This window comes from Saccharothrix ecbatanensis (assembly GCF_014205015.1).
Classification (GTDB): domain Bacteria; phylum Actinomycetota; class Actinomycetes; order Mycobacteriales; family Pseudonocardiaceae; genus Actinosynnema; species Actinosynnema ecbatanense.
Window position 1 is genome coordinate 4,844,892 of sequence record NZ_JACHMO010000001.1, and the last position, 24,307, is coordinate 4,869,198.

22 protein-coding genes and 2 pseudogenes are annotated in these 24,307 nt (G+C 69.7%); 9 read left to right on the plus strand and 15 right to left on the minus strand.

Annotated features, from left to right (window positions below):
- The first annotated feature begins 52 nt into the window (after nucleotides 1-52).
- Genes F4560_RS19995 through fxsT form a run of 3 tightly spaced genes read left to right on the plus strand, consistent with a single transcriptional unit; the run spans nucleotide 53 to nucleotide 6,851 of the window.
- Nucleotides 53-1,555 carry a VMAP-C domain-containing protein gene (locus tag F4560_RS19995; RefSeq protein ID WP_184922104.1) on the plus strand — a complete coding sequence of 501 codons (1,503 nt, stop codon included), beginning with the start codon at nucleotides 53-55 and terminating at the stop codon, nucleotides 1,553-1,555.
- Nucleotides 1,552-2,562: an AAA family ATPase gene (locus F4560_RS20000; RefSeq protein ID WP_184922106.1), complete on the plus strand. Its 1,011-nt coding sequence runs from the start codon at nucleotides 1,552-1,554 to the stop codon at nucleotides 2,560-2,562. Before F4560_RS19995 ends, F4560_RS20000 begins: the two co-directional genes overlap by 4 nt.
- Nucleotides 2,559-6,851, plus strand: a complete 4,293-nt coding sequence (fxsT, locus tag F4560_RS20005) for an FxSxx-COOH system tetratricopeptide repeat protein (RefSeq protein ID WP_184922108.1) — start codon at nucleotides 2,559-2,561, stop codon at nucleotides 6,849-6,851. Before F4560_RS20000 ends, fxsT begins: the two co-directional genes overlap by 4 nt.
- 54 nt (nucleotides 6,852-6,905) lie before the next feature.
- Here the strand turns inward: fxsT and F4560_RS20010 are convergent, their stop codons facing one another.
- Nucleotides 6,906-8,573: an aKG-HExxH-type peptide beta-hydroxylase gene (locus F4560_RS20010; protein WP_246477852.1), complete on the minus strand. Its 1,668-nt coding sequence runs from the start codon at nucleotides 8,571-8,573 to the stop codon at nucleotides 6,906-6,908.
- A 503-nt stretch (nucleotides 8,574-9,076) separates the two neighbouring features.
- Here F4560_RS20010 and F4560_RS46245 point away from each other — a divergent pair.
- Nucleotides 9,077-9,706, plus strand: a complete 630-nt coding sequence (locus tag F4560_RS46245) for a hypothetical protein (RefSeq protein WP_184922113.1) — start codon at nucleotides 9,077-9,079, stop codon at nucleotides 9,704-9,706.
- An 85-nt stretch (nucleotides 9,707-9,791) separates the two neighbouring features.
- Here the strand turns inward: F4560_RS46245 and F4560_RS20020 are convergent, their stop codons facing one another.
- The gene (locus tag F4560_RS20020) at nucleotides 9,792-10,775 is read right to left on the minus strand and encodes an ArsR family transcriptional regulator (RefSeq protein ID WP_184922115.1); all 984 of its coding nucleotides are present in this window, start codon (nucleotides 10,773-10,775) and stop codon (nucleotides 9,792-9,794) included.
- A gap of 153 nt (nucleotides 10,776-10,928) precedes the next feature.
- Here F4560_RS20020 and F4560_RS20025 point away from each other — a divergent pair, with 153 nt between their 5' ends.
- Entirely contained in the window at nucleotides 10,929-11,378 is a 450-nt protein-coding gene (locus F4560_RS20025) for a peptidase inhibitor family I36 protein (RefSeq protein WP_184922117.1), read from the plus strand.
- A gap of 119 nt (nucleotides 11,379-11,497) precedes the next feature.
- Here F4560_RS20025 and F4560_RS20030 read toward each other — a convergent pair whose 3' ends face one another.
- The 3 genes from F4560_RS20030 to F4560_RS20040 all read right to left on the minus strand — a co-directional run bounded on the left by F4560_RS20030 (nucleotide 11,498) and on the right by F4560_RS20040 (nucleotide 13,918).
- Nucleotides 11,498-12,262 carry a class I SAM-dependent methyltransferase gene (locus F4560_RS20030; RefSeq protein WP_184922119.1) on the minus strand — a complete coding sequence of 255 codons (765 nt, stop codon included), beginning with the start codon at nucleotides 12,260-12,262 and terminating at the stop codon, nucleotides 11,498-11,500.
- 209 nt (nucleotides 12,263-12,471) lie between these two features.
- On the minus strand, nucleotides 12,472-13,017 hold the full coding sequence (locus F4560_RS20035; protein ID WP_184922121.1) for a P-loop nucleotide/nucleoside kinase family protein: 546 nt from the start codon (nucleotides 13,015-13,017) through the stop codon (nucleotides 12,472-12,474).
- Between the two features lie 61 nt (nucleotides 13,018-13,078).
- Nucleotides 13,079-13,918 carry an alpha/beta fold hydrolase gene (locus F4560_RS20040; protein WP_184922123.1) on the minus strand — a complete coding sequence of 280 codons (840 nt, stop codon included), beginning with the start codon at nucleotides 13,916-13,918 and terminating at the stop codon, nucleotides 13,079-13,081.
- A gap of 351 nt (nucleotides 13,919-14,269) precedes the next feature.
- Between F4560_RS20040 and F4560_RS20045 the strand changes: the two genes are divergently transcribed.
- Nucleotides 14,270-15,004 carry a class I SAM-dependent methyltransferase gene (locus F4560_RS20045; protein ID WP_184922125.1) on the plus strand — a complete coding sequence of 245 codons (735 nt, stop codon included), beginning with the start codon at nucleotides 14,270-14,272 and terminating at the stop codon, nucleotides 15,002-15,004.
- A gap of 91 nt (nucleotides 15,005-15,095) precedes the next feature.
- On the opposite strand, the gene F4560_RS20050 is transcribed toward F4560_RS20045, so the two are convergent.
- The 5 genes and pseudogenes from F4560_RS20050 to F4560_RS20070 all read right to left on the minus strand — a co-directional run bounded on the left by F4560_RS20050 (nucleotide 15,096) and on the right by F4560_RS20070 (nucleotide 19,116).
- The gene (locus F4560_RS20050; RefSeq protein ID WP_184922127.1) at nucleotides 15,096-16,220 is read right to left on the minus strand and encodes a DUF6183 family protein; all 1,125 of its coding nucleotides are present in this window, start codon (nucleotides 16,218-16,220) and stop codon (nucleotides 15,096-15,098) included.
- Nucleotides 16,221-16,380: 160 nt separating this feature from the next.
- On the minus strand, nucleotides 16,381-16,875 hold the full coding sequence (locus F4560_RS20055) for a hypothetical protein (RefSeq protein WP_184922129.1): 495 nt from the start codon (nucleotides 16,873-16,875) through the stop codon (nucleotides 16,381-16,383).
- A gap of 257 nt (nucleotides 16,876-17,132) precedes the next feature.
- A complete protein-coding gene (locus tag F4560_RS20060) occupies nucleotides 17,133-17,570 on the minus strand; it encodes an Imm10 family immunity protein (RefSeq protein WP_221483585.1) in 438 nt (145 codons plus the stop codon).
- Between the two features lie 317 nt (nucleotides 17,571-17,887).
- A pseudogene (locus F4560_RS20065) lies at nucleotides 17,888-18,188 on the minus strand (IS701 family transposase); the annotation flags it as partial.
- 25 nt (nucleotides 18,189-18,213) lie between these two features.
- Nucleotides 18,214-19,116 carry a phosphotransferase gene (locus tag F4560_RS20070; protein WP_184922135.1) on the minus strand — a complete coding sequence of 301 codons (903 nt, stop codon included), beginning with the start codon at nucleotides 19,114-19,116 and terminating at the stop codon, nucleotides 18,214-18,216.
- Nucleotides 19,117-19,239: 123 nt separating this feature from the next.
- Here F4560_RS20070 and F4560_RS20075 point away from each other — a divergent pair, with 123 nt between their 5' ends.
- Nucleotides 19,240-19,428 (plus strand): hypothetical protein, encoded by a 189-nt coding sequence (locus F4560_RS20075; protein ID WP_184929748.1) that lies wholly within the window; start codon nucleotides 19,240-19,242, stop codon nucleotides 19,426-19,428.
- A 188-nt stretch (nucleotides 19,429-19,616) separates the two neighbouring features.
- Here the strand turns inward: F4560_RS20075 and F4560_RS20080 are convergent.
- Nucleotides 19,617-19,901 (minus strand): annotated as a pseudogene (locus tag F4560_RS20080) (type 2 periplasmic-binding domain-containing protein); the annotation flags it as partial.
- On the opposite strand from F4560_RS20080, the gene F4560_RS20085 reads away from it, so the two are divergent.
- Nucleotides 19,852-20,568: an SDR family NAD(P)-dependent oxidoreductase gene (locus F4560_RS20085; protein WP_184922137.1), complete on the plus strand. Its 717-nt coding sequence runs from the start codon at nucleotides 19,852-19,854 to the stop codon at nucleotides 20,566-20,568. The pseudogene F4560_RS20080 and the gene F4560_RS20085 overlap by 50 nt on opposite strands.
- Nucleotides 20,569-20,715: 147 nt before the next feature.
- Here the strand turns inward: F4560_RS20085 and F4560_RS20090 are convergent, their stop codons facing one another.
- Nucleotides 20,716-21,279: a TnsA-like heteromeric transposase endonuclease subunit gene (locus F4560_RS20090; protein ID WP_221483587.1), complete on the minus strand. Its 564-nt coding sequence runs from the start codon at nucleotides 21,277-21,279 to the stop codon at nucleotides 20,716-20,718.
- 309 nt (nucleotides 21,280-21,588) lie between these two features.
- Here F4560_RS20090 and F4560_RS20095 point away from each other — a divergent pair, with 309 nt between their 5' ends.
- Nucleotides 21,589-22,104, plus strand: coding sequence for a lytic polysaccharide monooxygenase auxiliary activity family 9 protein (locus F4560_RS20095; RefSeq protein ID WP_184922139.1), 516 nt, complete (start codon nucleotides 21,589-21,591; stop codon nucleotides 22,102-22,104).
- A gap of 162 nt (nucleotides 22,105-22,266) precedes the next feature.
- On the opposite strand, the gene F4560_RS20100 is transcribed toward F4560_RS20095, so the two are convergent.
- From F4560_RS20100 to F4560_RS20110, 3 genes are all read right to left on the minus strand, one after another.
- A complete protein-coding gene (locus F4560_RS20100) occupies nucleotides 22,267-22,995 on the minus strand; it encodes an SDR family oxidoreductase (RefSeq protein WP_184922141.1) in 729 nt (242 codons plus the stop codon).
- A gap of 419 nt (nucleotides 22,996-23,414) precedes the next feature.
- A complete protein-coding gene (locus F4560_RS20105) occupies nucleotides 23,415-24,047 on the minus strand; it encodes a UdgX family uracil-DNA binding protein (protein WP_184922143.1) in 633 nt (210 codons plus the stop codon).
- Nucleotides 24,031-24,213, minus strand: coding sequence for a CsbD family protein (locus tag F4560_RS20110; protein WP_184922145.1), 183 nt, complete (start codon nucleotides 24,211-24,213; stop codon nucleotides 24,031-24,033). The genes F4560_RS20105 and F4560_RS20110 overlap by 17 nt, the downstream gene beginning before the upstream one ends.
- Nucleotides 24,214-24,307: the final 94 nt, after the last annotated feature.

Consider the following 24,307-nt stretch of genomic DNA (forward strand, 5'->3'; position numbering starts at 1 on the left):
CGTTGAAAGGGCTTCGACACTGGGTGCGGACCGCTCGAACGGGGGACCACCAATGGTCCATGCGGACGACAACGACGGCAGCCGGTTGCTCTTTCCCCTTGTCGACGTGCTGTGCCGGGTGCCGACGCTGACCAATCTCGTCGGACGGAACCTGGTCGTCCGGGCAATGTCCGCAGAATTGCGGGAAACCTTGGCGGTCGAGGAGCACCCGAACACCTACGGGCACCTCTACAGCCTGGCCGAAGTGTGTCAGCAGAGCCCAGAACGGCTATCCGCGCTCGTGCGCATCGTGAGTCGCTTCGAGCAGGATTCGCGCACGATGGTTGAATTGCGCCGCGTCATCGCCGAACTGACGCCGTTGGACCTGTTCCCGACCTCCGAACGAGCAAGGCTGTTCACATTGCTGGCTGGCGTCGTCGTGCCCGACATCGCGGACATCTACCGCGTCGTGGCGGGCGAGACCGCCCCCGGCCTGTACGGGTCGACCACGTACGCCGGCGTGTTCCGGGTGCTGGAGACGCTGAACGCCGGGTCGGACGGGGTGCCGAGGCCGATGGTGTTCGTGGAGCACATCGCGGCACGGGTGCGCACCGAGTTGGCGATCGACCTGCACCGGTGGAACGAGACGCAGGCCGAGTCGATGGACCTGATGGACGAGCTGACCGCGATCCGGGAGAGCCTGCGCCCGGAGACCGCGCCGCCACTGGCGCCGCCGCTCGGCTCCCCCGCCTACCTCGTGCTGCTGTTGCGCCGCGAAGGGCCGGCCGGCGACTGGTTCCGCCTTTCGCACTGGCGCCAGCTCGGCGGGCCCGAGCCGTGGTCGCCGCTGCACGGCACGGACGAGGTCGGCACGCTCGCCGAGATCAAGGGCCACGTGGCCACGCTCATCGAGAAGGTCGAGGACGACTGGGCCCAGTACCGCCCGGACATCCGGATCGAGTTCGTGCTCGACTACGAGAACCTGAACCTGGACGTCGACCAGTGGCCGTGGGAGAACGACCCGGACCTGTCGGTGCCGATGGGCTGCCGCTACCCGGTGGTGGTGCGCAGCCTGGAGCGGATGGTGGCGCGCAAGTACCACCGCGAGTGGCGGCAGCGGTGGGACGAGATGGCCGGACAGCTCGGCCGGGACAAGGGCCTCGCGCACACCTCCACGTGCCGCGCGCTGAGCGACAGCGAACAAGGCCTGCGGGAACTGCTGTCGCGGTTCAACCGGGAACGCGCGCTGGTGTCGCTGGTGCTCAGCGCGCCGCCGCGGCCGGAGAGCGCGGGGCGGGACGAGATCGCGGCCGGGGTGCGGTCGGGCGTGCCGCTGATCGTGTGGCACCGGCGGGACTGCGGCACCGGCGAGTTCACCGAGGTGGTCGAGTCCGTGCTGCACGGCCAGGACGAGCTGCACCTGTTGGAACGGGTCCGCATGACCCGGACCACGGCGTTCGCGGAAGGCCCCACGCGACGCCACGTCGGCGAGGCGCTGACGATCCTCTACGACGACCCCACGCGGCTCGTCGTGCCCAGCCAACCGGGGCCGCCGGAAGGGATTGCGGTCGGATGAACGACGGTCGAGTCGGCCCTGGCAACGTCTACCAAGGCACCGGTGACGTCGCGCAGACGCCCGTCGCGGACCTGCCACCGCCACCGCCGTGGCGGACGTTCACCGGTCGCGGCGCCACGTCCCGGCCCGCGGACGACGGCGGCGAGGGCGACCGGCGGGTGGGCGGCGTGCGCGCGGTGCGCCGGACACCGCACCCGAACGAGGTCGCGATGGTGAACGCGGCGATCAGGCTGCGCCGCCCGCTGCTGGTCACCGGCGCGCCCGGCACCGGCAAGTCGTCGCTGGCGTACCTGGTGGCGCGTGAGCTGGGCCTGGGTCCGGTGCTGCGGTGGCCGGTGACCAGCCGGACCACGTTGAAGGACGGGCTGTACCTGTACGACGCGATCGCGCGGGTGCAGGCGGTGGGCGCGAACGACCCGGAGTCCGGTATCGGCGACTACATCCACCTGGGGCCGTTGGGCACCGCGCTGCTGCCGTACGACCTGCCGCGCGTGCTGCTGATCGACGAGCTGGACAAGGGCGACATCGACCTGCCGAACGACCTGCTGAACACGTTCGAGGAAGGCGAGTACGAGATACCGGAGCTGGTCCGGTACGCCAAGCACCGAGACGAGGTGGAGGTGCTGACGGCGGACCGCGGCCACTCCGCGACGGTCCACCACGGCATCGTCCGCTGCCGCGAGTTCCCGGTCGTGATCATCACCAGCAACGGCGAGCGCGAGTTCCCGCCCGCGTTCCTGCGCCGCTGCCTGCGGCTGCACGTGCGGCAGCCCGGCACGGAGCAGCTGGGCGAGATGGTGGCGGTGCACTTCGGCGACGCGCACGGCGTGGACGTGGCCCGGCTCATCGGCGACTTCCTGGCCCACCGGTCCGACGTCGGCACGGTGTCCGCAGACCAACTGCTCAACGCGGTGCACCTGGCCACGTCCGGCGCCTACCAGCCGGACGAGGAGTGGACCGAACTGCTCAAGGCGATCTGGCACCCGCTGTCCGCGGAGGCCGGGTGAACGGACCACGGGCCGAGCCGGCGGGTGTCGAGGTGCTGCTCCAGCACCTCGACGCGACCGACAGCCGGGTGGAGGCGCTGCGCACCGCGGACCTGACCTTGCGCGAGGTCCGGGATTCGCTGTGGCTCGCCGGCGCGCTGCGACCGCCCGCGCAGCCCGAAACCATCGCACCGGAGGCAGAACCTCCCGAGCCTGAGGACGAAACGGACCCCGACGAACCCGGTCCGACGCCGGAACCCACGCCCGAACCAGAGCCGGAATCCGTCCCCGACCCCGATCCGGGCCCCGCGGAACCCCAGCGGTGGACGCCGACGCCGACCACGATGGCGCGCGCCGACCCGGTGCTCGCGCTGGGAGGGAAGGTCGGCGCGGTGTCCGCGTGGCCGACGGTGCCCGCACTGCCGGAACGGCGGGGTATCAGCCGGGCGCTGCGGCCGTTGGCGCGCAGGCAGACGTCACGGCGGCTGAAGGTGCTGGACGAGGAGGCGACCGCCGTGCGGGCCGCCCAGGACGGGCTGTGGCTGCCGGAGTGGCGTGCCGCGCCGTGGCGCCGGTTCGAGGTGGCGCTGGTGGTCGACACGACCGTGGCGGCCGAGATCTGGCGGCAGACCGTGCGCGAGTTCCGGGTGCTGCTGGAACGCCAGGGCGCGTTCCGGGACGTGCGGGTGTACGAGCTGAACAGCTCGTGCCCCATGCCGCACGACGTGACGCTGCGGTCCGAGGGCGGCGCGACGCACGAGTGGCGGTACCTGGTCGAGCCCGCGGGCAACCGGATCGTGCTGGTGCTCACCGACACCATCGGCCGGGCCTGGCACAGCGGCGCGGTCGGCCACGTGCTGCACCGGTGGGGCCGCTCGATGCCGGTCGCGGTGGTGCAGACGCTGGCGCAGCGCCTGTGGTCCTGGGGCGGTCTGCCGACCCGCCGGCTGAGGCTGTCCGCGCCCGCGCCCGGCGCGCCCAACCGCCAGTTGCGCGTCGCCGGGGCGACCGAACCCGGCGCGATGGCGGTGCCCGTGCTCGGCCTGTCCGCCGAGTGGATGGCCCGCTGGGCCCGGCTGCTCACCGCGCCGGGCGCCGAGTGGGTGGAGACGACCGCCGCGCTCGTCACGCCCCAGGCCGCGCCCCCGCCCGACCCGGCGGCGGACGAGCCGTCGACCGCGGCCGAACGCGTGCTGCGGTTCCGCACGTACGCCTCGGTGGACGGGTTCCAGCTCGCCGGCCTGCTCGCCGCCACCCCGTTGAGCCCGCGGCTGATGGGCCTGGTGCAGCGCGTCCTGCTGCCCGGCTCGGATCTGTCGACGCTGGCCGAGGTGATGCTCGGCGGCCTGATGACCCGGCTGCCCGGTGTGGACGGCGCGGCCGACGCCGTGGCCTACGACTTCGACACCGGCGTCCGGGAAGAGCTGCTGGCCGGCTCCCGCCGTTCGGACACCGCACGGGTCGCCCGGGTGCTGGACGACTACGGGGGCGCCGACAACGCGGCCCTGCGCAACTTCCGGCTCGCCCTGGACGAGCCGGACGACACGCGCGACCTGGACCCCTCCCCGGAGAACCTGCCTTACCTCAAGGTCCAAGCGGCCGTCTTCCGCGCCCTGTCCGGGCCCTATTCCCGGAGGTCGCAGCGCCTCCGGCGAGTCCTCGGCACCGGCGGCGCGGGCCCGGACGGAACACCGAACCAGGAGAACAGCGCTGTGACGAACACCGACACCCGACCGCCCGCACCAGAGGTCGGGTCGTTGCCGCCAGAAGGAGACGACGTGAACGCTCCCGACACCCCTTTGTTCGTCGCCGATCGGCAGCCCGGGACACAGCCGCAGGTGTGGGGTCACGTGCCGTTGCGCAACCCGGACTTCGTCGGGCGGGTCGACCTGCTGGCGCGGCTGGGGCAGAAGTTGGACGAGGCCGGGCCGACCGCGGTGCTCCCGGAGGCGTTGCACGGCATGGGCGGCGTCGGCAAGTCGCAGACCGTGGTCGAGTACATCCACCGGCACGCCTCCGAGTACGAGGTGGTGTGGTGGATCACGGCGGAACAGCCGGCGCAGATCAAGGCGAGTCTCGTCGAGTTGGCCAAGAAGCTCGGCGTCGCCGCGGCGGCCGCGGCTGACACCGCCGTGCCCGCCGTCCTCGAAGCGCTGCGCCGCGGCGAGCCGTACTCGCGCTGGCTGCTGGTGTTCGACAACGCGGACCAGCCGCAGGACGTGCGTCCGTACTTCCCCGCGGGCAACGGCCACATCGTCGTCACGTCGCGCAACTCCGAGTGGGGCGGCTTCGCCCGTCCCGTCGAGGTGGACCTGTTCACCCGGCAGGAGAGCGTCGAACTGCTCCACCGCCGCGGCGGCGACCTGGACCCGGCCGAGGCCGACGCGCTCGCCGAAGCCCTCGGCGACCTGCCGCTGGCCGTCGAGCAGGCCGCGGCCTGGCGCGCGCAGACCGGCATGCAGGTGTCGGAGTACCTGGAACTGCTGGAGCAGAACCGCACCGAACTGCTGGAGACGGGCACGTCCAGCGCGGACCAGCTGCCGGTGGCGGCGGCGTGGAACGTCCCGCTGAACCGCCTGAAGCGCGACCACCGCGCCGCCCTCGAACTGCTCCAGGTGTGCGCGTTCTTCGGCCCGGACCCCATCTCGCAGAAGCTCTTCCGTGGTGTCCGCGACGCACCGGTGCCGGATGCGCTGGCGGACGCGCTGCGCGACCCGATCAAGCTCAGCCGGGCCGTCCGGGAGATCAGCCGGTACAGCCTGGCGAAGATCGACCACCGGGCCAACTCGCTCCAGCTGCACCGGCTGGTGCAGACGGTGCTGAAGAACCGGCTCGACCCGGAGGAGCAGGACCGGATGCGGCACGCGGTGCACGTGCTGCTGGTCAACGGCGACCCCGGCGACCCGGACGTCACCGTGAACTGGCCGCGGTACGCCGAGCTGCTGCCGCACGCGCTGGTGTCGCGCCTCATCGGCTGCCAGGACAGGTGGGTCCGGGTCCTGGTCATGAACCTGGTCCGCTACCTGCTCAACGCCGGCGACTTCGACGGCGCACGCGACCTGGCCGAGCAGGCCATGCAGTCTTGGCGGAAGTCACTGGGAGATAAGGCCTTCGACACTCTGGAGATGACCCGCCGGTACGCGATCGCGTTGCGCCGCATGGGGCGCAACGCGGAGGCGCAGCAGCTCAACGAGCGGACGCACGAGCTGATGCGGGAGGTGGCGGGCGACGACCACGAGATCATGCTGAACATGCTCGACACCCTCGCCGCCGACCGCCGGGAGCAAGGTGAGTTCGCCCGGGAGCTGGAGATGCGCCAAGAGGTCTACGACCGCGCCGCGGCGATCCTCGGCAAGGACGAGCCGCAGACCACGAGCTACGCCAACAACCTCGCCAGCGCGTTCCGGCTGATGGGCGACTACGACCGGGCGCGCCGGATCGACGAGGCGAACCTGCGCCGGCGGATCGCGGTGCTCGGGCCGGACCACACGCTCACGTTCAGCTCGCACAACAGCCTCTGCATGGACCTCAGGGAGTTGGGGCGCTACGGGGAGGCGGTCCGCCGGCAGGAGGAGTCCCTGGTCGTGCAGCGGGACCTGTTCGGCACGGACCACCCCCGGGTGATCGGCGCGACGCGGAACCTGTCGGTCGCGCTGTGCCGGGCGGGTGATCACGTGCGGGCGCTGGAGCTGGCCGAGGAGTGCGCCGCGCTGTACCGGCTCCGGCTCGGCGAGGAGCACGTCGACACGGTGACGTCGCAGATGAACGTGTCCATCGACCTGCGCCACCTCGGCGATCTCGAACGGTCGCTCGTCCTGGCGCGGGAGAGCTACGCGGACATGCGGCACGGGATGGGCGAGACACACCCGTTCACACTCATCGCCGGGCTGAACCTGGCGGTGGTCCTGCGCCTGCGCGGCGACGTCACCGAAGCGCTCGACCTGGACCGCGCGATGTACGCGCAACTCGTGGAGGTGTTCGACGCCGATCACCCGTTCAGCCTGGTCGCCGCGACGAACCTGGCCAGTGACCTGGCCGCCGGCGGTGACCACGCGGGGGCGCGGGAATTGGACGAGGACACCCTCGAACGGTCCACCAGAGTGCTCGGGCCGGAGCACCCATCGACGCTCGCGATCGCGTTGAACCTCTCGATCGACCTGCGCGACCTCGGCGAGGAGAACGAAGCCGCGGTGCTGCACGCCCGCACGGTGACGAGTTTCCGCAAGGTTCTCGGCGACGAGCATCCGGCCACAGTCGCCGCCACTCAGTACGCACGGGCGAACTGCGACACGGACACCATGCAGTTCTGACCTCCAACCGGGTGGTGGTCCGCTGACATCGGGCCACCACCCTGACTCGTCCTTTCAGGCGTCTCCGGTGAACACCGGCCGCGCCATCGCGCGGTCGAACCAGGCGACCAGCCGCAGCGGCGCGGGCGCGGTTCCGGTGCGGACGGCGATGTCGTGGTGGACAGCTCGGACCAGCTCGGGGACGCGGCGCAGCGCGGTGGAGTCGAGCGCGAGCCCCAGTCCGGCCCACGAGGCGACGTCGTGCGACGCGGCGCGCAGGCGGGCGGCGTAGCCATCGGCGGCGGCAGCCCGCTCACCTCGGACGTACGCGAATTCCGGTCCCGCGCGGTCCGGCACGCGGTCGAACTCGACCGGATCGAGCACGCGCAGCTTGAGCAGGCCCGCGAGCAGCGATTCCCCGGACGCGGCCGTGGGCACGACCTCCCCGTCAGGCACAAGGTCTGGTGGCGTGCGCCCATCCAGCCACGCCGCGACCACCTCGGCCACGCTCCGCTGATCCGGACGGATGTGCCGCAGGCGCCAAGTGGTCGCGTGCTCGGCGGTGAGCTCCGCGACGGCGGTCTCCGTCGCCGGTGACACGTCCACCGGTTCACACGCCGCCAGCCGCACCGCGACCGCCGCGACGAACTCGCGGCCCAGGTCGGTGAGCTGCGTCAGGCCGCACATCCCTGCCACCGCGACGCCCACCTGACGTGCCCGGAACGCGAGGTTGAACTCGGCGCGCCGGGCCAAGGGCGGGGTCACCAGATCGTGTTGGGCGTGCCAGAACTCCACCACGCTCACGAACGCGTACACGCCGTGCAGCAGTCCGTCGAGCGGGCGCGGGTCGTCGCGCCACGGCGCGTAGAACGCGGGCTCACGGTCGGCGCGGTGCAATTCGACCAGGTCGAGGAGGGCGTTGACCTTGGAGTGCTGCAACTCGTGCACGAGCGCTTCGCCGAACTCGGTCGCGGACCGCTTGGGTGACATGGCGATCGCGCCGTACGCCGCAGCCGAGGACGCCGCGAACATGTCCCGCCGGGCGTCCAGCGGGATGACGGTCGTCAGTCCGGCCGCCAGTTCCTCCGCCGGCCCGGGGTGCCGCGCCGTCAGCAGGTCCCAGGCCTCATTCAGGAGTTTTCGCCACTGGTCCCACTCACTGTCGTCCAGCGGGCCCGGTGGCACCGGACCGGTGAACTCGCGGTAGGGGTCGAGGTCGTCCACCACCACGTCGACCGTGTGCCCGCGCGCGGTGCCTCGGTGCCGCTTGACGGCCTCCCACCCCACCGTCCGCGTCTCACCCGCCACCTCGACCGAAAGACCGTTGTCCGAGTTGAGCAACCGGGCGTGGCCCACCGGGAACCGGTTCGGCAGCCGGTACGCACCCACCGACGGCAGCGACACCGCGCCGTGCACGACGGGCACGGCGATCGCGCAGGACAGTCCACTTCGGACAGCCGCGGCGGCGGCGACGGCGTGGAACCAGCCGACCTCCGACCACAGCGGGGTGGCGTCGGCCGCCGTGCCGAGCACTTGGCGCAGGGCGCGGCTCAGCCAGACACCGACCGACGGGTGCATCAGCACGTCCTCGACCACGTCCGGTGCTATCCGCTCCGCCTCCGCCAGCACGGTCCACGACCCGTCCAGGTCGGCGAAGGGCCCGAGCCGGCCTGTGACCGCGTGCGCGGCCTCCAGCAACGTGCGCAACCGCAGCCGCCGGACGCTGTACTGTGTTTTCCGCAATATTGCCATTCCAGCAGCGGATACCGATCCCGCGCAGATCTCGTCGAAGACGAAACGCGGGAGCCAATGGGCCCGCAGTCCGCTCGACCTCACATCGGCGCCGACGAGAAGCCGCTCTCGCCCTGCTTTTGGACCGAATCTCCCGCACGGCCATGCCGAAAGCGGGTCAACGTGCACTGAATCGCCTGGTCAAGGGCGCTACAGCGGAGCGTTCTCATCTCGGACAACGACGTCGCCGTCAGGTCCAACAAGTCCGAGGACAGTCCTTCTGGTGTTTCCACTGTCATACCGGCCACCTCCCCGATACCGCCCGATTCCATCATGCACGAACATGCACATGCGCGGGAGCGCCCAGCCGGATAATCCATCCGACGGCTACCTCGTCTACGGCGAACGGCCCCACTTCCGCAGCTTCCGCAGGAACGCCATTCGACGCACCGGCGCCGTACGTGGAGGGGGTGGAGCAGCGCGGGGCGCGACGCGCACAGGTACGGTCGCCGATCGTGGACAGGGTGCGCGTCACGTCGAGGGCCGGGCTTCGCGGTGCGGGTCTGCCGGTGAGCCGGCCGGTGCTGGTACTCGTCGGTGGTGCCGCCGGGATGGAGCCGGCCGACTTGGAGGCGCTGGAACTGGTGCTGCGCGGGCTTGTCGGGTTGTTGGACGAGCTCGACGCCGTGGTGGTCGACGGCGGCACGGACATCGGCGTGATGCGGGCCGTCGGCCGGGCACGGGCGGCGGAGGGCGGGCGGTTCCCGCTGATCGGGGTGGCCGCCGAGGTCGCCGTCGACGAGGTCGCGTTCGAGCCGAACCACACGCGCCTGGTGCTGGTCCCGGGCGGCAAGTGGGGTGACGAGTCGCCGTGGCTCGCGGACGTGGCCGACGTGGTCGCCGGGCCGCAGCCGTCGCTGACCGTGCTGGTGAACGGCGGCGCGATCACGTTCGAGGACGCCGAGCACAGCCTCGGCCGCAACCGTCCGCTGGTGGTGCTGCGCGGCAGTGGGCGCACGGCGGACGCCATCGCCGAGAGCGCCGACGAACGCTCCACCGCGATCGCCACCTCACCGCTGACCACCGTGCTCGGGCCGCACGAACTGCGCACGCACGTCGAACTGCTGCTGCGCCCGCCGCACTGACGTCCCTGCCCGAGTTGACGCGGGCGGTGCTGCCCGGCCCGAGCCGGCGACGAGAAATGCCTGCCCATCCCGGGAGTCCTGCCGGCTAGTCGCGAGCTTCCTCCAGCAGACGTGCTGCCTGAGCGGTCCGCTGGTACAACACGAAGCGCCCGTCCCTGACCTTGGTGACGAGACGTGCGCGGTGCAGTGCGCTGAGGTGGTAGGAGACGGTGCCCGGGGTGTACCCGATCCGGGTGGCGAGTTCCGCGGTCGACCGGGCGGCTTCGAGGTCCGCCAGCAGGGTCGCCCGGACGTTGCCGACCACTTGCGCGATCCCTCCGGACCTGCGGTCCCGGCCGGCTCCGATCCGCTGGGCGGGGTAGTAGAGGACGAACTGCCCGGGGACGTCGACCTGGATGACGACGTCGGGCCGGGTGAGCACGCCGGGGGCGAGGACCAGGTCCCGGCCGGTGACGTCGATCTCGCCGTCCCACGACGTGGCGAGGGTGACCGCGTCGCCGGCCCACTCGATGTCCGGGTGGAGTGCTCCGAGCGCTCGGCCGACGCCGTGGGTGGCGATGGCCGTCGCGCGATGGGCGATGTCCTGATCGATGATCGAGCGCAGTTCCGGCCAGCCGTCGGCGAGGGTGTCCCGCCAGAACCGGGCGAGACCGTTGGCGAGACGTCGCTGCATCCGGCCCGACTCCGCGATGCGGCGCGTCGTGGCCGGCAGCGGCCTGCTCCAGTGAGTGCGGGTGTAGGTGAAGACCTGGGTTTCGAGGTCGTCCTGCGCGGTGGCCTCGATCTGCGCGATCTGCTCGTCGAGCAGGTCACGACGCTGGGCGTCCGTTCCTGGCTGCGGGGTGAGCATGTCGGGCGTGTAGGTGTCGCCGTTCTGCGGCAACAGGTCCGCGAGCAGGGCGACGTCCGGATGGGCGAGAGACGCGCGGGCGAGTGGCCCGGGATCTCCGAACACCGGGTGGCATCCCGACGCGGCGGCGAGTTTCAGCCACGCCATGGATTCCGACGCCGGCGAGGGCGACAACCGTGTCCTGGACACCGTGTCGGCGTCTACACGCAGCGTGAGCACCACCCCGACGGTAGCAGTCGTCGCGGTGGATTCGAACTGGCTCGAATGCTTTCCGGTGCGAGGTCGTCGCCCGGTTGAGTGGTCGTGTTCGCGCTTCATCTCTCGCAGCCGGCTCCGGGTCGGCGCAGCCAGAGCAAGTTAGGGAGACATGTCATGAGCACTCGGAGAAGGCACCTCGTCCGTGCGGTGGTCGCCATCGGCGCCGCTGCCGCGCTGGCGCTTCCCCTGGCAGGCTCCGCGGCCGGCGCCCCGACCCCGCGCAACGGGGTCTGCGAGGCCGGCGAGTTCTGCCTGTACTGGGGTCTCGGCGGCCCCTCCGGAGGATCGTCGGTGTCGGACTTCACCACCTCCATTCCGGAGTACGGCAACACCCAGCCCACCTGCTACGACTTCAAGGGTCCGGGCGTCGGCAAGGGCGAGTGCGTCAAGAACAACGCCGCATCGGCCTACAACCGGAGGTCGGGAACCGTCCGCCTCTACATCCTGCCGAACTGCGGGAGCACCGGGAGGTGGGTCCTCCAGCCGGGTCAGCGAGTCGACGATCTGACCCCTTACATCGACAGGAACCAATCGCACAGCGTGGCGTCGTCGGGAACCTGCTGAGCCCTGCGGGGTGGGCAGGCTGCTGATCTGCGGTTTGCGCGGTGGGCCCGGACAGTTGGCGGGTGCTGTCCGGCCCCACCATTGTGGACGAGCATGCCCTGACAGTCGATCGATGGCTTTCAGAGCCGCCGGACGCGCAGCACACCGGTCAGCATCGGAAGGGTGAACTCGCCGCGGCCGGTTTCCGGTCTGCTCGCGAGGAAAGCGCGGATCCCGCCGAGCGTGGCCTCTTGGTCCCGTTGCGGCATGACCAGCATCCCGGCGCGCGTCGCGAGGGTCGCGACGAGGGAGTCGGCGGTTCGGCGCTGCCCGTGCGGGAACTCGGCCTGCTCCGACGAGCCGAACCGGCCGGTGTTCGGAAGGTGCATGTCCGCCGTCGCGGCGCGCCAACTGCTCAGCGTGTCACGCGGGCCAATGGCCGCGCTCCCGCTGATCCGCTCAAGTCCCGCGACCCAGTCGACCCGGTCGTCCAGGACGTTCCACAGGCCGGCCAGGACGCCCCCGGGCGCGAGGACCCTGGCCATCTCCGGTCCCGCGACGACCATGTCGAACCAGTGCAGGGCATTGCCGGCCAGCACGGCGTCGACGGACGCGTCCGGCAGCGGTATCGCCTCGGCACTACCCGGCAGGACGCGGACACCTGGCAGCGCGCGGCGCAGCTCGATCAGCATCGCCGAGTCAGGCTCGACCGCGACAACGTCAGCGCCCAGCGCGACCAGCGTGGCGGTCAGCTTGCCGGTTCCGGCCCCGAGATCGAGCACCCGCAGACCAGGCGCGGGCTCCAACGCCCAGCGCACCGCAGCCTGCGCGTAGTCCGGGCGGTGCTCGGCGTAAGCGGCCGCCGCTGAGCCGAACGACGAGCCGAAAAGCAGCCGTTCCTCCACACGGCCACCCTACCCACCGCGCCCCACCGTCAAGGAGGAGAGCGCTCACCGTTCGGCACCCTGCCGCCGCTGACTCCGCGTTGCCGTCGCTGCATCCAACGTCGTCGGCCTGCTGGTTGAGGTGCCCGAGTACCGGACACCGCAAGGTTTGGCAGGGCAGGACATCCGTCAGGTAGGTCCGGACACTCCGCTCGGCGAGTCGTCCGGGTCTACTTGCCGGAATCGAAGCGCTGGTGGCCTGCGGCCAGCACCTCGTCGGCCAGTTCGGCCGGGGTGAGCCGGTCCGAGCGCAGCACGACCGTCCCGTCCGGCTGGCGGGCGCCGGCAGCCGGATCCATACGGCTCAGAGCCCATTCGAGACCCGACTGGCCCGACTCCGGATGGCCAGGGACCGGCGTACGGGCGCCGAGCCGCTCCCTTAGCACGTCGGCGTCCGCCTCAAGGAAGACGTGCAGGACGTCCTCGCCCGCGTCAGCCAGGCCGCCAAGGATCTCCGCCCGGTAGGCGTCGCGGATCAGCGACATCGGCACGATGAGCGTGTGCGCGTGGTGCCTGCGCAGCGACAGCGCCGTAGCGACGACCAGCTCCCGCCAGCTAGGCAGGTCCTGGAAGTCGTCATTTGGCCGCATCCACTTCCACAGCATGAGGCCGACGTCCTCGGGGTCGTACACGAGCGCGTCCGGGAGCCGCCGTCGCAGCTCCTCCGCCAACGTCGTCTTCCCCGCCGCGAACCCACCGTTGAGCCAGATGATCACCGCCGCAACGTATCCGGGTAATCCGCGACACGGCCACCTCCAGCCGGCGAGGACGGACGTGTCACCCCACGAACGACACGACGGCCTTGGTGAACCAGGTGGGGTCGTCGAGCCAAGGGAAGTGGGCGGTTCCCGGCTGGGTGACAAGCGTGGCGTTCGGGAAGAGGTTCGCGCATTCGGCCACGACGCGCGGCGGGCTGTTCACATCGACTTCTCCGGCGATCACGAGGACCGGCGCCCCGAGGGTGGCCAGGGCCGCGCGCGTGGCCTCGGGGTGGAAGGCGCCGTCGGTGCCGAAGATCGCGGCGGCCTCGGTGTTGCGCCGAGCCTCGCCCCTGGCGCGGTGGGCTTGTGTCGCGGCGTCCCACCGGCCGTAGGCGAGGGGTGCGAGAGCGGCCCAGTCGTCGTCCCCGGCCTGTCCGGCGTTGATCCTCTCGAAAGCCGCCGACGCCGGCCCGAACCACGATTCGCCTTGGCGGAGCCACAACACCTCACGCCGGTCCTCGACGGTAGCGGTGAGGCCGACCGCGTAGGTGCTCGGTGTCACCAACACGAGCTTGCCGATGTGCTCGGGGTACCGGGCCGCGTACAACATGGCGAGGTTCGTGCCGCCGGAGTGGGCGAGCAGGTTCATCCGGGCCAGGCCGAGGTGCTCGCGCAGCGCCTCGACGTCGTCGACCAGGCGATCACAGCGGTACGAGGCGGGGTCGGCCGGCGTCGCCGACCGCCCGGTGCCGCGATGGTCCAGCAGGATCAGCCGGAGATCCTCGGACAGGCCGCCGAGGTCGCCGAGGTATTCGGAGTCCTGCATCGGACCGCCCGGCAGACACACGACCTGGGCGCCCTCGCCGAGCACGTGGTAGGCGAGTTTCGTTCCGTCATGTGCGGCGAGGGCAGGCATGGACCGGATCGTCCCACGCGATCTTGGCCGGGCAACAAGCTGTCGTCCAACGTCCGCTTCTCGACGGAAGCGGACGTTCGTTTGATGGGCTCGGTGGCCGCTATGCCCTGTTGCGGTCGGCGGCGAATTGCTGCGCTCGTTCTGCGGTCGAGTCGATCCCGCGCGGTGGTTTAGCTGGACCCAGCAGCCGGCCGGTGGTCATGACCTGCCGGATCACCGGCGTGTGCGCGAGCGGGAGTTGCGCGTGGTAGTCCCGTCGTGCCTGGTCCAGTCTGGACCGCTCGGCATTCGACAGGGTCAGCAGATCGGATCTCGTGGCGACCTGATTGATCGTTCGGCAGTATGGGAATCATGCCTGCCGATCCCGAGAGTTCCGCCGACGTGGCCGTGGAAAACGACTACGACAGCTTCGCCGAGGCGTACACGGTCGAGAACGACACCAGCCTCATCAACGCCTACTACACCCAGCCCGCGATCGTGGACCTGGCCGGGGACGTGGCCGGTCGGCGGATCCTCGACGCCGGGTGCGGCTCCGGTCCCGTGTCCCAGGCGCTGCGCGAGCGGGGCGCCGTCGTGGCCGGCTTCGACCGCAGCGCGAAAATGGTGGAGCTGGCCCGGCAGCGGCTCGGCGACGACACGGACCTGCGGGTCGCCGACATCGGCCAACCGCTGCCATACCCCGACGGCGCGTTCGACGACGTCGTCGCCGCCCTGGTGCTGCACTACCTGGAGGACTGGACCTCACCGCTGGCCGAGCTGCGACGGGTCCTGAAGCCCGGCGGCCGGCTGATCGTGGTCGTCAACCACCCCATCGTCCTCAAGATGGCGCATCGCGAGGCTGACTACTTCGCGACCGCCAAGTGGTCCGACGAGTACGACTTCAACGGTCAGAAGGCCGTGCTCACCTTCTGGCACCGGCCGCTGCACGCGATGACCGACGCCTTCACCGCCGCCGGCTTCCGCACGGCCGTCATCAGCGAGCCGCCCCCGGCGCCGGAAGCCCGCGAACTCTTCCCCGACGAGATGGCGAGGTTCCCCTCCGGGGCCTTCCTGGGCTTCCTGTTCTTCGTCCTGGAGGCCGTCTGACTGCGACGCGGCGGAGCGGCCCGCAAACCAGCTCCGGATGGTCAACGCCGAAGTTCGTCCGGACCTGCGTTGCGGATTCGGTCCGGGATCCTCAGTCGGTATCCGTCGCGGCCAGCACTGCTAGTCGCGTTCCGTTCGGAGCAACTGCGGCCACACCGAGGTCCCAGGCCACGTGCTCGAACCACTCAGTGTCAGCGTCGAAGACGTGCCATGCGCAATTCCCCACAAGTGCTTCAACCTCGTGGAAAGAGGCGCCTTCCGGAGCGCCGGAGAGACCGGCCAGAGACTGCCACGCTGCAAGGCGGCCATAGGCACCGTAGACACCAGAGTTGTAGGCGCCTCCCGTGGACGCGGCAGCGTAAAGCAACGCCCACACCTGGCTGGGCGCGCAGGCGGACACCGAGACCGCGGCCTTCTCGCCCACCCCGTTCAGGCACTCCAGCTCCAAGGCCGGCAGCGCTTTCGGGGTGGACTCGGCGTCCAAGGGCTCGGCGAAGTCGAACACGCGTGCCTCGATGCGCCCGTTCGACTCATCGGTCCAGTTCATCACGGCCGCGGTCACGGCCGCGACCGCTTCTTGCGTTGTGGTCTCCCGTGCCAGCGGTCCGCCGGCCGTGCTCACGGTCGCCGCGCCACGGCCTTCGGATGGGCCGAACGGAAGAGAGTGAGAGCCGCCGTGGCGGCTGTATCCCGGCATGCTCGGGCGGCCCTCGACGTTCGACAGCGTCAACGGCAACCAGCTCAACGGGTGGTCCTGCCAGTACGACGATGTCGCCCACTCCGCGATCCGTGTTTCCGTGACGACGACGCCCCTGAGCACCAGCTCGTGGACCAGGCAGGCATGCAGCTCCTCCGCTGCCTGCCCGGCGAACGCGACGGCGAGATCGTCCGGCGATTGGGCGGCCGCCAGCAACGAGGCCGCGTAGCGACCCAGCGCGTTGCCACCGGCCCCCACGGAGGAAACCAGTCGCAACGCCTGGGTGACGTTCTGCTGACCGGCGGTGGTGGTCAACGACCGGAGCAGGTAGTTGAAGACACTCTTGTACTGCCACATCCGGTCGGCGTTGTCGCCGTACGCCGTGGCGAGGGCGATGCCGAGGTCCGAGACGAAGGCGGCGTCGCCTCGCGCGAGACGGTCGTCGGCGACCGCCCACACACCCTTGACGTCCGCCAGGTCCGGCAGCCCCGCCACGATCTTCTGGATCTCTTCGGTCACCTCTCGCAGGGTAGAGCCGAAGTCGGCGCTGCCGTGAACAGGACAGCGGTCCGCCAAGTAGGTCCCGGACGGCCGTTCGCCGAACTGTCCGGACCTACCTGGCGGATTCGACGCCCCTGCGCGGTCACGGGTTCAGACCGGACTGCGCCGCAACCGCCGATCAGCCATCAAGGGGCGGCGAATAGGGCCTCCCCACATAGGGACCGTCGCAGAAGCTGAAGCCGCGATAGCAGGTGAAGTATTCGAGGCCGTCGTAAGCGTTTCCGCTGGTCATCCAGACATCGACCTCGGTGGCACCGCCGGGGACGTCCGCGAGGAGGGAAAGGGGTGCATGGTCGGCGCGGTCGCACCAAGTGCTGGAACTCGCCCAGCTCAGCCAGGTGGCGCCTGCCCAGGCCTGGGCGTACACCCGCCGGCACCCGACTGCCTTGAACGCTCCGGTGACGCCGACCGAGCGGTTGTACCAGGTGACCGTGCCTTTGTAGTAGCTCGCCCCAACCTCGATCGAGAAGGTGCTGGTCGGGTAGGCGGCGGCAGTGGCGGTGGCCGGCGCCGCCGCGAAAACCATCCCGGCAACCGACGCCACCGCGGCCACTGCCGCGCCGAACTTCCTCGTGCGGCTCTTCGTCGCCGTTCCGTGTTTCAGTCTCGCCATGACAACCACCCCCGGTTCTCCGGACCACGGGCGCACATCGCCCGATAACGGTTAGTCGTCACTCACTTGCAGAACGTTACATCGCGAGTCGCCCTGTCGACGTGCTGACCCGACCCGACGGGAGGAACCGCCCCGCGGATTCTGTGCTCGAACAGCGACAGCGAGCCTCGTCGATGGCGATCCTGCGGTGGTCGACGCCCGGCGGGGCTGCTCCCCCTCGTACCCCGGATCCCACCCGCCTTCGACGCCTGGGAACTTCACTCACCGGAGGAGGGACCGGAAACGCCCAACCCGATCAACTCCGGTCGCTTCTCGCGAGCGCCCCAGTCCAGGATCTCGCGGAGCCTCCCGGACAGGTCCGCGTCATCGACCCCCGACCCGCTCAGGTCTACCTCCACGTGAGTCGGGACCTCCAGGATCCCTGCGTCCTCGGCCGTGAACTCCAGGGTGAGCAGCGCACCGGTGAGCCGCACGCTGCGCAGGCAGCCGTACACCGTGAGACCTCGTTCCGTCGAGACGTTGTAGGAGTCCATCCCTGACCGGACTTCCTGTTCGTCGGGCTCGTAAGTGGACCGCTGGATCGAGAACGACCTCCGGACCCTGGCGCCGTCGACCCCAGCGATCCCCACCTCCAAGGTTTCCTCGTCCTCGTGATCCTCGAAGAACCCGACCTCCGCAGCGGTCAGCCTCATCATCGGCCTCTTTCTCGCGACCCACGTCCCGGAGCCCTTGACTCCGGACCACTCGTGACGCCACCGGGACCAGACCCGGGCTTCGGCACGTGCCACATTCTCCTGATCGGCTACCTACCGATGGTCAGCACCCCGCAACCTGGGTCGGGACACCGCAAGGTTCCGGACAGGACAACGACTGTCCGTTCCGCTCGAAGTTGGCGGCGGCACGAGCGGCTGACCTGCGGTCCGCCAACTAGATCCGGACAACTGGCAGGCGAAGTGTCCGGACCTGGTGGGCGGAATCTGCTGGCGTCTGAACTCGTTGCACGACAACGGAATCAGACACTTTCGACCTCTGGTGGAGCCCTCTTTGCGTCGCGGACCCGTTCGGCGTGTGCGGTGACGGCGAGGAACGCGGCGGCGAGCATGGACAGCGTGATGTGGCGGTACCAGGCGTCGTACTCGCGGACCGGGTAGTGGTCAAGGCCGGTCTCGTTCTTGGCGAACTGGAAGGTTTCCTCGACACCCCACCGGCTCCCGGCGGACGAGGACGAGTTCTGCCAGTGGCGCGGGATGGCGGGTGTGGCAGACGTAGTGGGCCAGTTCGGCGGGTTTGCCGATCGAGCGACGCACCAACAGTTCGCGCGTGTCGAGGCAGCTGACCTCAGCAATCTTGTACTGCTTGACCTTCAGCGACTTCTACAGGGCCGCCCACTCGTTTGTTCATCGTGTCGAGTGTCGGCCAAGGAGGACCGTCGTGCAGCGCGCGCAGGAGTTCTTCTCCGAATAGCCTCCCATTCGGAAACTCGTCGCCAAGCTGCCAACGCCACGCTGCGACCATCGCGAGGACGAGCTGTCGGCACTCGTCCAGCAGCCCTTGGTCGATGTTCGGGTAGTGCTCGCAGACCGCCTCGGGAACATGGGCGAGGTCGAACTCGACGGGTCCACGGCAGCACGTCTCAAGGTCGATGAACAACGGGCCGTCTTTCGTGCTGAGCACATTGCCTGGATGCGGCTCGCCGTGGAGCAACTGCTCCACGGCGCCGCGCTCCTCGATCGCTCGTCGCAGGCTTGCCAGCCTGCCGCCGAGGAAGACGCGGTCTGCGTCGGCGAGGTCCGGCGAGCGATCCGGGTCGGCAACGATTTCTTCCGCCTCCGTGATCCGGTCCGTGAACCGTGGGCTCGGCAAATCGACCTTGCGCATGCCGACGTGCAGCAGTTCCAGCGCCTTGGCGCAGTCGACTGGTGAGACGTGAGGTGTCACGGGCTCGTAGTAGGTCCACAGCGTCACTGTGAAGCCATCGCGCGTGTACGCACGCGGGTCCGCCCGAGGCTCCAAAGGGCACACCGGGCATCCGACCTCGGCGAGCCGCTGAGCGAGCTCGACTTCGAACTGCGCAACCTCTTGTCCCACAGGGGCGACCCGGGCAAAGACGTCGCATGGCGTCAGCCGCAGTGCCAGCTTGTTCGAGTTGTGGAGCACGGTTGCGCCGCTGACTGGCAGGCCGAGCGATGCGGCGACCGAAGTCGCAGCCGCCATCGCACGCGTAACGTCGGACGTCTCCATTCTCAGATCTTGGCACACTGGCCGCCCGCAGTCTCCTCGATTTCTGCGTCAGGCGCGCGAACATCTGAACGGGAGAATTAGTGGGAACGTTTGGCGAGAGCCGACTACAGATCTTGAAAGGCCATGGGTGATCGTGCGGTTCTCGGTGTGTCCTGTGTGATGGTGATCGGCGTTTGGTCTACTCAGGAGTACGGCATCGACCACCTGGCCGCGATCGTGAAGAACCGGCTCAAACGGATCCAGTACCGACCCGACCTGATCGACGCCTTCTTCGCCCATACCGGACTGAACCTCGAAACAGAACCGCCGTAATGCCAGCGTTTCAAGACCTGGAGCCGCTAAGTCACTGCAGGATGATCGCTATCGCGATCAGGTACGCATGGATGGAACCCAGCCCGGGGATACCCTCGCCTCAAGCGCTCGGCTTTCGCCGTTTCTGCAGGGTTGACCGGTTGTCGAGCCGGGCCACGATAGGTGGAACGTGGCCAGGCATGTTGGAACTACTGGAGATGTGTCGCAGTCCGGACAAGGTCGGCGACGGCTCTGGACCGACTGTGCGGTGGCCAGGCGATCACGGTGGTGACTTTCGGCGCGTCCAGCACGGGCACGGCGGCGAGGTCACCGTGCAGTTGGGCTCGGCACGACTCCGGTGAGACCGCGCAAGCCCGGCCGAGCCCGACGAGCTGCAACAACTGCGCGTGGTCGCGGACCTGCGGGCCGGGGCCGGGTGGGTAGGTGCCGTCGGGGTTGGGCCAGCGTGGCAGGGGCAGGCCCGGCATCGCCGCGGGCCTGGGCGCCCTCGGCTGGAGAGTCGGCGTCGGCGCCCGCGACGATCAGCGCCGCAGGGCCGCAGTGGAGCGACTGCGCGCGGCCGGCGTCGACGCCTTCGGCGTACCCCTGGACGTGACCGACGACGCGAGCGCGACCGCCGCCGCACAACTGATCGAGGAACAGGCCGGGCGCCTCGACGTGCTCGTCAATAACGCCGCCATCGCCGGTGGCATGCCGCAGGAGCCCACCCGTGTCGATCCCGCCACCATCCGAACGGTCGTGGAGACCAACGTGATCGGCGTCATCCGCGTCACCAACACGATGATGCCGCTGCTGCGCCGCTCTGCCTCACCGCGGATCGTGAACATGTCCAGCAGTGTCGGCTCCCTCACCCGGCAGGCAGGACCCGCTGCAGAGCAGACGGCAGGTCCGGTGGCCGTGGCGTACGCGCCGTCGAAGACGTTCCTGAACGCCGTCACCCTCCAGTACGCCCGGGAGCTGAGCGGCACGAACATCCTGATCAACGCCGGCTGCCCCGGCTACGTCGCAACCGACCTCAACGGCTTCCGCGGCGTGCGCACCCCCGAACAGGGCGCGGCGATCGCCGTCAAACTCGCGACCCTGCCCGACGACGGCCCGACCGGCCAGTTCTTCAACGACACCGGCGTCGTGCCCTGGTGATGTGCACGGCGCACGTGCCGGGGTGAGGCCGCGTCGCGGAATCCGCGCGCAGACGCACCGACGTGCCGGCCAGCCCGACCACCAGATGGTCGTCACCGTCGAAGGCGATCCGGTCCCCGACTCGCAATACCGCTCCGTGCCCGGTCATCACGCCGCCGCCGTGGTGACCACCGCGTCCGGGTGCAGCGGACGGTCAAGCTCGGTGCAGAGCCGCTGGCGCCAGAGCAGGTGGTAGAGCACCGGCAGCACCGCGATCGGATCGCCGACCTGTTCGGCACCGTTCAGTAGGCCCGTCGGGACGGCGAACGCCGCGCGCAGCGCGGCGGCCGTGTCGGGCACGTGGTGGCGTGGGTGTCGGTAGCCGGCCAGCCATCGGAGGTTGGCCAGTAGCGTTTCCAGTGGTGCGCCACCGACCTCGTAGCGCCGGCCCAGCTGTGCGCAGGCGGTGCGGGCGGCGTCGAACGCGGCCTGGTCGCGAGGCTTGATTCGGTTGAGCGGGCGGCAGTCGAGGACCAGCGCCGTGCCGTCGGTCAGGCGCGCGAAGTAGTCGGGGGCGTGAGAGCGGGGCTTGCCTTCCGGGTGGTCCAGAACAGCCAGAACGGCTGTGAGGCGATATCGACGATGCTGGGCTCGAAGTCGAGCAGGACCAGCCTGTCCCGTTCTAGCCAGGACTCGTAGCCGATCAGGGTGCCGGTCGTGGCGGTCCGCCAACGGCCGACGAGGTTGCGCTGTCCCTTGTAGGAGGGGAATCCACGTACCGGCTGGCAGGACTCGAACGGCACACCCGCCAAGTTCTCCGGACTCCGCCACCGGCCCCGCCAACTACCCCGGATACCCACAACTTCAGCCGGACGGGACAACGACGGCTGATCCTGTCCGGTTGACCGTTGTCATCATGCAGTCACAGAGAGTATGGTCTAGACCTGCCGCCGCGTTGGGTGAACGCCTGTTCCGACCCACGCGCACCTCGGGTTGGCGTTCGCCACAAGCGTTTCCGCCCATCCGACCAGAGGAGTCCACATGTCACTCCGCCGAAGGATCGCCGCGGTGGCGGCAGGCGTGCTCGCCGCGCCGCTCGTGACGGTCGCCCTGCCCTCGGCGCCCGCGTTCGCGCACGGCTACGTCACTTCACCGCCCAGCCGTCAGGCCCAGTGCGCCCGTGGCCTCGTGCCGTGCGGCGACATCAAGTACGAGCCGCAGAGCGTCGAAGGCCCGAAGGGGCTGCGCAGCTGCAACGGCGGCGTCGCCCGGTTCGCCGAGCTGAACGACAACAACAAGGGCTGGCGGGTCGCCTCGACCAGCCGGTCCGTCACCTTCAACTGGACCTTCACCGTCCGGCACCGCACCGCGAACTACGAGTACTACGTCAGCGGCAGGCGGGTCGGCTTCTTCGACGGCGGCAACCAACAGCCCCCGGCCACCGTGTCGCACACGGTGAACCTGGGCGCCTCCGGCCGTCAGACGGTGCTCGCCATCTGGAACATCGGCGACACCGGCAACGCGTTCTACGCCTGCATCGACGTCAACGCCGGCTAAAACCAGTGAGTCCTACGTTCAGAACGCGTGAGTCCTACGTTCCGGTACCCCGAGTTCAACGCTCAGGAGCGCCCTGCCCTGTTCTGAACGTTGAATTCGGGTGTTCCGAACGTAGGACTCACGCGACGCGAACGTAGGACTCACGCGGAGCGGAGCGGGAGGTCAGGCGGTGAAGCCGCCGTCCACGTGCAACTGCGCGCCCGTCACGTAACGGGCCTCGTCGGACGCCAGGAACGCGACCGCCGCGGCGACCTCCTCGGGTGAGGCGTACCGACCGACCGCGGTGAAGCCGCGGATCACGTCGGCGCCCGGGCCGTCCGCCGGGTTCGAGTCGGTGTCCGTCGCACCGGGGTGCACCAGGTTCACCGTGATCCCCCGCGGCCCCAACTCCCGCGCCAACGCCTTCGTCATACCCGCCAACGCCGCCTTGCTCGCCGCGTACAGCGAAAACCCGGGGAACACCGCGCGCACCGAAACGTTGCTACCGATGCCGATGATCCGCCCGCCGTCACCGAGGTGCGGCAACGCCGCCTTCACCGCCACGAACGCCGCCCGCACGTTCACGTCGAAAGTCCGGTCGAACTCGGCCACGCCAAGCTCCTCCACCGGCCCGACGATGAACGCTCCGGCGTTGTTCACCAGCACGTCCAAGCCCCCCAACACGGCCACGGTCTCCTCCACCGCCGCGACCACCGCCCCCGGATCACCGCTATCCGCCTGAACCGCGACCACGCGCCGTCCAAGCCCCTTCACCCGGTCGACCACGTCTCCCAGGCTGTTCTGGTACGTGAACGCGACATCCGCGCCCAACTCGGCCAACCGCACGGCGATCGCGGCCCCGATTCCCCTGCTGCCGCCCGTGACCAGTGCGACCTTGCCTTCGAAGTTCATACCGACAACCCTGCCCGCACAACGCATCCACGTCCGGCGGGAATCGGACTCCGTGCTGCCACAACGAATCCCGGACGGCACGACCCGAGGCGACCGTGATCAGGTCCACCTGGTGGACCCGCGAATAATTCCCGTTGCGAGGCACGGGGAAGCTCGCATAGCGTTCGCGGTACACGAGGAAGGAGGTGGTCCGAAGTTGAATAGCTATAGGACTCGTCGTGAGGTGGCTGTCCGCTAGGACCGACCTTTCCCAGGTGGTCTGGGCGAATCCCAGGCAGCCACCCGGCCCCCGTGACCCCGAGCCCAGTCCAGCTCGGCCCGCACCGAGTGCGGGAAGCGGTCAGGGGGCCGCTTCACGTTCCCCGCCAGCCCGAATCCGCTCAAGCAGCTCAAGCAGCTCAAGTCAGCCCAAGCTCAAGTCAGCTCAAGTGCGAGCGCACTACGCGCAGGTCGGCCAGGAAACCCTGGTACGCCTCGTCACGGTCGGGAGCTCGGAGCACCGACGACGGGTGCACGGTCGCGATCACGTCGTACGGGTCGACGTGCTCCAGCCGACCACGACGCTCGCTGACCTTGTACGCGTTCCCCAGCACGGCCTTCGCCGCCGTCGCCCCCAGGCACACGATCAGGTCGGGCCGCACCTGCGACAGCTCCGCGTGCAGCCACGGCAGACAAGCCGCGACCTCGCCACGTGACGGCGCCTTGTGGATCCGCCGCTTCCCCCGCTCCGCGGGCACGAACTTGAAGTGCTTCACCGCGTTGGTCACGTAGACGCCCTCACGCGCCAGATCGGCCTCGTCCAACGCCTTGTCCAGCAGCCGACCGGCGGGCCCCACGAACGGCTCACCCTGCCGGTCCTCCACATCACCCGGCTGCTCGCCGACGAACATCAACCGAGCGTCCTCCGGTCCCGCGCCGAACACCGTCTGCGTGGCCGGTTTGTACAGGTCACAGCCCTCACACCCGGCCGCCGCACGACGCAGCGCCGCCAGGTCCGCGCCCTCGGGCACGAACGAGGCGGCGCTGGAGGTCCGCTTAGCGGTTGTCGTCACGGAAGGCGTCCTTGACCTTCTCCCCCGCCTGCTTCATCGAGCCCTTGGCCCGCTCGGCGCGCCCCTCGGCCTGCCACTGCTCGTTGTCGGTCGCGTCGCCGACGGCTTCCTTCGCCCGGCCCTTGAGCTCTTCAGCCTTGTTGCTGAACTTGTCGTCCGTACCCATGACCGGTCCTCTCGTCAGGCGTCTCGTGCCGTCCAGGAGTACCCGGCACCCGATCGGGGAAACTTTGACGACATGGGCGCCCACCTGGTCACCA